The sequence below is a fragment of the Photobacterium galatheae genome, from assembly GCF_000695255.1.
GTDB classification, from domain to species: domain Bacteria; phylum Pseudomonadota; class Gammaproteobacteria; order Enterobacterales; family Vibrionaceae; genus Photobacterium; species Photobacterium galatheae.
In genome coordinates, this window is sequence record NZ_JMIB01000036.1 from 65,750 (window position 1) to 71,800 (window position 6,051).

Sequence of the window (6,051 nt, forward strand, 5' to 3'; positions counted from 1 at the left end):
TATTGGCCGGCCAGCGAACAAACTTTTGTAAACTGGCCGTGTTTATTGAGTGAGCGCTTGAACCCAATCAAGGCAAAATTAAAGTTGTTTCTCTTCGTCAGGTAATCTCACCTGCACCATCTTTTCTTGTTATTCAATGGAATGCTGACCGTTGTCAATTAGACTGGCACTGTCGGCATCGACTTTCCGGTACGCCATTGAATCGCATGTTCACAGTTCTGTTTTCGTCGATAAAAGCCATATTGAGCCATCGGATCATCTTCGATTTAGAGGGAGGATGAAATGTGCCCTGCTTTTGCCTGAGATGATTGATTTCCCCTGAACGAGTATCTGAAATCAACTTTTTCCCATACGTTTACAAAAAAATTGTAAGAGCAGTGGATAAATAATCTCAACCCTCTCTCCGTCATTCCCCCGCATACTGCGGCAAATGAATCGCGATCTGAGACAAAGAAACGCGTGCTGATTTTTTTGGGCTAGACTCTAAGTCATCATGCTCACCCTGTTGCGTATGTTGCTGTTTCCGTGTTGCATTCTTGGTGATAACCAACATTTTCGGACAAGGAGTTGGTTCCTATGAGAGTAAAAGCAAAAGTTTTTGTAACTTTTGGATTTGTCGGATTCGTGGTGGCCGCTGTCAGTTTATTTGCAGTCAGAGCACTCTCGTCAAGTTCGTCATCGCTCAATTACATTGTTGGTGCTGCATGGAACACCGCAGACGGCGCAATGGAGACCTCGATTGAAATTGAAGCGCAAATGCTAGCCGTCAAAAACCTGATTATTGGTGCTGACCTCGCTGCGGTTGAAAAAGATTTGAATAATGCGATTGAAGGAGCCAATGAAGCTTCCTCCAGAATGATTGAAGCCGGGTTACTGGGAGAGCAACGCGCGCAACAATTTACCCAACTGAATCGTCAGTACCAAACGCAGCGCAATGCGCTGATTGATGTTTTTCATCAATTTCATGCTGCGAAAAAGGAGTATGACCAGGCAACCACACAGTTGGTTGAATTTGGTGAGAAATATGAAGCGCTGGGTGATCATGCGGTTGAAGCCCTTGCGCAAGAGCCTGACCGATTGCTGACCTGGCGCGAGGATGTTCAGACGCGTTGGCAGGCAGCAGATGGTGGAATGGAATCGAACATTGGGTTGCTTTGGAAACTCTATCAGATACAGCGCCTGATTGATGGCGAGGATGATCAGACACAACTGGCAAAGATAGAACAAGCAGCCCGGTTTCAGAAAGAAGCGAACGAAGCCATGTTCTCGACAGGGTTATTTGATGTGCCTGTGGGGGACGAATGGGGGACTCAAACCTATACCGAAGTTTTTCAGCAGTTAAACCGACAGCATGAAAAAGCGACCGCAGCGGTCATTGAAGCGTACCGGCAATACAGAGCACAATTTGCGCAGTATAACGCCACCTCACAAACGTTTCTGAATTTTATCGCAGAAATGGAGGCGTATGCCGATAGCATGGTGGAGCAGCAGGCCATTGAGACACTGAAAGAAAGTGCCGTCGCCGCTTCAGTGTTCAAAGCGGTGATACTCGGTGCCTTGGGGATGGTCGTCATTCTGGGCTGGGTTCTATGCAGACAGATTCTGTCTCCGGTTGAACGTTTAATTGAAAGAATGAACGATATCTCTGATGGGAATGGCGATTTGACGCGTCGTGTCGGCATTGCTTCGCAGGATGAGTTTGGTCAGCTTGGCAGTTCCGTGGATAAATTCATTGCCAAAGTTCAGGTGCTGGTGGATGAAATCAACCAATCGATTGCGACAGTACGTGGGGCCGCCGCCGATCTTTCCCAGACATTCCACCAGACGACGGGTTCGGTGAAGGCGCAGACGATAGAAGTGAAGGCGATTGCATCGGCGACTGAAGAAATGGCAAACAACTCAACCCAAGTTGCGAGTAGTGCCAGAGAAGTGGATCAGTCCGTTGCATCCATTGATAACGATACACAAAACACCCTGAATAGCGTTCGTGAAGCGTCACTTGCAGTCAGTGAACTGGTCACGGAAGTCGCGCGGGGAACGGAAACCATCAATGCACTCAAAAATCATGTGACTAATATCGAACCAATTCTGGTCGATATTAACGGTATCGCTGAACAAACAAACTTGCTGGCTTTGAACGCCGCCATTGAAGCGGCAAGAGCTGGCGATCAGGGCCGTGGTTTCGCCGTCGTTGCCGACGAAGTGCGTTCATTGGCGATCCGCACGCAAGACAGCACCAGCATGATTCAGGAAAGTATGCTGAAACTGCGTCAGAGTGCGGATGAATCGGTTCGGGTGATGAACGAGGGCATGGCAAAAGGCAGCCAGACAACCCATATTGCAGAACTGGCCGAAGAATCGCTCCATCGTGTTGCACTGGAAATCAACCGGCTTACTGAGATGAACCAGCAAACGGTTTCCGCAATTTCTGAACAAGAGCGGGTTGCGAATGAAGTGGTGTCCAGTGTCTCGAACCTTCAGGAATTGTGCGATGGCACACATCAGAACATTCACCAAAGTGAAAGTACGATCTATGCGTTGCTGGCAAAGCAGGAAGAGCTGGCGTTAAAAGTCAGTAAATTTAAAGTGAGTTAGTTTGATCTGAGCCTGGTCAGAGAAGTTATCGTTTCTGTCTGAGCGCACTAATTTGGACAGAAACGATACGCGAATCTATCGCGGGTGTGAAATAACACACAAATCATCAAGTGTTAGTTTTGAATGTTCACTGAAGTTGGTCTGATGATTTTTTCTTCGATGGATGAATAAAACACCAGATGAATGCACCAATAGAAATAAAGCTTGAGACAAAAAATCCAATGAAGTTGACAATGATGATTGCTTTTTTATGCGGGTGATTTTTCTTGAGGGCGATGAAAGTCGGCGAGAACAGCAGAAGTATCATACCGATAATCAGCAGTAGTTCCCTGAGTTGGATACCGCTGAGATGCAGCTTGGTGAATTGTTCTATCAATTGTGAAATCCTGACAGGTTTATGAATCGTGAAATAAAAGTGTTGATTGGTGTTTATTCAACGTGAGTGTTCATTTATCAATGGCATAGTTTGACAATGATTTGAGTTGAATAAAGAGAGCGTTTCGCATCTTTGAACGAAAATCTCAAAGCTTGATGAAACTATCCGGCTACTGGAACCGGATATTCATGTCGTTCGAATATTTTGATGAAATCATCTTGTTTTGACGACGAAAATCGATTTTAGGTTCTGAGTTGCGTCAATCCCCGAAATAATTTCTTCAATGGTTGCGTGATCCAGTAACGGGTGATGAACAGGCCAATCTGGATCAGGATGTACTGCCGTTTGCAGTAGAGGATACAGGCGTAATCGAATTTCTCGGTTGGCCCCTCATATAAGACATGCGGATACACGAATTTCTGGCGGGCCGCGACTTTCGGGTTGCGTGCGCCACTCATGAAATAGCGTTTTTTCATCCGGTAGGCTTCCCAGCAGGCATAGATGAAGACATAGCCACGTTCGAAGTCGTTCAGATCCGGCATCACCCAGAGTCCGCCTCCCTCCACGATATTACCGGTCGCAAGTTGCAGCGGGTGTTCCCCCATATTGGACGGTAAATCTGAAAGGTAGGTCAGGGGTGTGCGGCTGTTTACAGTGAAGCCGGCACACATCTTTCCTTCTGAATCGTAAAATGCTTTCACACAGGAGCGATTCCTGAGCTGTTCAACCGTATTCGTGTTGCCGGAAATGGCGTGGTAACGATTGGCAAACTCCAGCAAATCCTGCTGGCTGGAAAGACGTTTGCAACGTGGGATCATCCTTGATGCTCCTTAGAAAAGTCTAAAGACGGATTGGGTTGATAACGGCCGGGCGAGACCATGTCCTCCGGATCAAACGCGGCTTTGATACGCTGGCGGAGCTTCAGGGCATCCAGTTCGAATTCCTGCTCGCTGTCGAATGGCATCTCGTCGACTGAGCGGCGGTAACATGGCCACCGTTGTTCGCGATATAGCGCGCGTAGCTCTTGAGCGAGTCTTGTTGCCCGTTCAACTTCGTTTTTATCGGTGGTGTCATAGTAAATACTGATAATCGCCTGACACAGATGCGCGTTGACAGCCGTGAGCGTGACCCCAAACTCGAAGCCGGCTGCGTCAAATGCTTTCTGAGAGAGCTGGATGCATTGTTCAACATCGTCTCCGATCAGGGGTAATGCCGGTGCGACCCAGAAAAAACCGCAGCCGTCTTCCACCGGATTCATTTTGGCCGGAATGTCTTTCCGGTAACGCCAGTAACAGCCTTTCAGCGCCATGTCTTTAGGATTGCCTTCCAGCATATCCATCATTTCGGTGAAATCGTTGAGACTGTTTTGAAATCGACGGTAAAGTGCGATGCGCCCAAACACCGGGCTGAACTTTTGGGCAATCTGATTCAGTTGCTTGAGTGTTTTCAGGCTGACGATATTGACCTGCGCAATCGGAGTGAGCAGTTTTTTCACCTGCGCTGCTTTGGCTTTGGCAATACTTGTGGCGCCGGTAATCACAAACGCACCTGACCAGGGCGTCAGTTGATATTGCTGACAGAGCTGCGCAATGTCCGCTTCATTTGCACCTTTGGCAGGATCCCAACGCTCAAAGTTAAAGCGTTCCATCATGGTCAGCATCCGGTAGGTATTTCCCAGATGAGGAAGGCCGTCAATGGTACCTTCAGACTTCAGGCGACGCATGATGTCGATGTAATCCGGCAGATGTTCGGGCGATTTAAGGCGCACCAGACACCGTAAACTGCATTCTGGTTTACGCATTAACTCAAAGGTCATCTTACTGATGACTGCGATATTATTTTGTGTAAACAGCTCGTGGAGGTTGGCAGAAAGACCCGCTCGCCCACAGTAACGCGAACTCTGGTTCAGCCGGATCACTTCACCGTCCGCCAGAATGAGTTCGCTGATGGTGAAGTGCTGGCTGCGGTTGCCGACAGGGCCATGACCGAATCCCCGTTCAAGCACATTCCCCATGATGCTGGTATCCGGCCCGGCACCGGTGCAATCGAGTATCCACGGTGTGTTTTCAAGATAGCGGGCAACCTGACCCTGCGTCACCCCCGGTTCAATTTCGATGACACCCAGCGTCTCGTCAAAACTCAGAATCTGATTCATTGCACTCAGATCGAGCAGCGTACAACCGTCACTGGGCGGGGTTTTACAGCCATACCCCCAGTTGTTCCCTTTCCCGATGGGGTAGACCGGTTGTTTGTTCTGATAAGCCTGCGCAATGTACTGCTGTAATTCTTGTGCCGACTTCGGCTGCACAACCTGACTGACAACGCGGGCATGAAAACCGAGGCCACTGAATAGGGTTGTCGATGTGCTGATTTCTGCTTCCTTTGCAACAGATGACACGGGTAATTCCTTTTACGGGTAATGGACTGACGGCCGAGAGATCGTTCTCGGGACATTTTCTGTTGTGCTTAAGAGGGCAGAGATTATTCCAGTTGAGTGGATATAAATCAATGTTCATATTTGTGTCATGAATGATTTTGGAAAAGTGTTTTTTATCAATAGGTCTGGAGGGGATTAAGTTTGCTGGGGGAGTATGTCGCGCTTTGATTCGGAGGTTCATCCCACCATTTGTGCATGCGCGGCAGCTAGACTTTGCGGGTCCAAAGCGTACCCAGAAATGCCTTGGAGTTCTCTGGTGTTGTCCGGGGTGGTTGCAGGTGCTCCCGGCGCTGATAGTCTAGGAATTCGTTCTGAGTTTTTTCTTGGGTTGTGGGGTTGCTTAAACTCTAACTCGTAATTGCCCCAAATCAGCTTCAGTTACTTGTAAGATATATAAGAAAAATTTATTAGATTAATTGCAAAAGGAAACACAGATTGTAAGATGAAAGTAACCCTATTTCCCAGGGCGTCCGCATGAATGGTTAAGATTTAGCCATTGACGTAAACCCAGCCACAAGGACTTGCTCCAAAAAGGCGGGTTTCATCATGCAGCGTTTCTGTTTCATCGGCACGCTAATCTTGGTTAGCTCAGCTCTGAGCATGTTCAGTGCCATGTGCCTTAACCCCGCCAGGTTTTCAGCCG

Annotated in this window: 3 protein-coding genes and 1 pseudogene; 1 reads left to right on the top strand and 3 read right to left on the bottom strand. The window is 48.1% G+C overall.

What is annotated here, in order from left to right:
* Positions 1-576 precede the first annotated feature (576 nt).
* Entirely contained in the window at positions 577-2,595 is a 2,019-nt protein-coding gene (locus EA58_RS17460; protein WP_081819730.1) for a methyl-accepting chemotaxis protein, read from the top strand.
* Positions 2,596-3,213: 618 nt separating this feature from the next.
* Here EA58_RS17460 and EA58_RS17470 read toward each other — a convergent pair.
* From EA58_RS17470 to EA58_RS22060, 3 genes and pseudogenes are all read right to left on the bottom strand, one after another.
* Complete coding sequence (locus EA58_RS17470) at positions 3,214-3,789, bottom strand: hypothetical protein (protein WP_036755821.1); 576 nt, start codon at positions 3,787-3,789, stop codon at positions 3,214-3,216.
* A complete protein-coding gene (locus tag EA58_RS17475; RefSeq protein WP_036755822.1) occupies positions 3,786-5,369 on the bottom strand; it encodes an FAD-binding protein in 1,584 nt (527 codons plus the stop codon). The genes EA58_RS17470 and EA58_RS17475 overlap by 4 nt, the downstream gene beginning before the upstream one ends.
* Positions 5,370-5,890: 521 nt before the next feature.
* Positions 5,891-6,051 (bottom strand): annotated as a pseudogene (locus tag EA58_RS22060) (ISAs1 family transposase); the annotation flags it as partial.

Excerpts from the sequence above, each read along its gene's own strand:
- EA58_RS17460 (WP_081819730.1), top strand. The coding sequence starts at position 577 with ATGAGAGTAAAAGCAAAAGTTTTTGTAACTTTTGGATTTGTCGGATTC.
- EA58_RS17470 (WP_036755821.1), bottom strand. The coding sequence starts at position 3,789 with ATGATCCCACGTTGCAAACGTCTTTCCAGCCAGCAGGATTTGCTGGAG.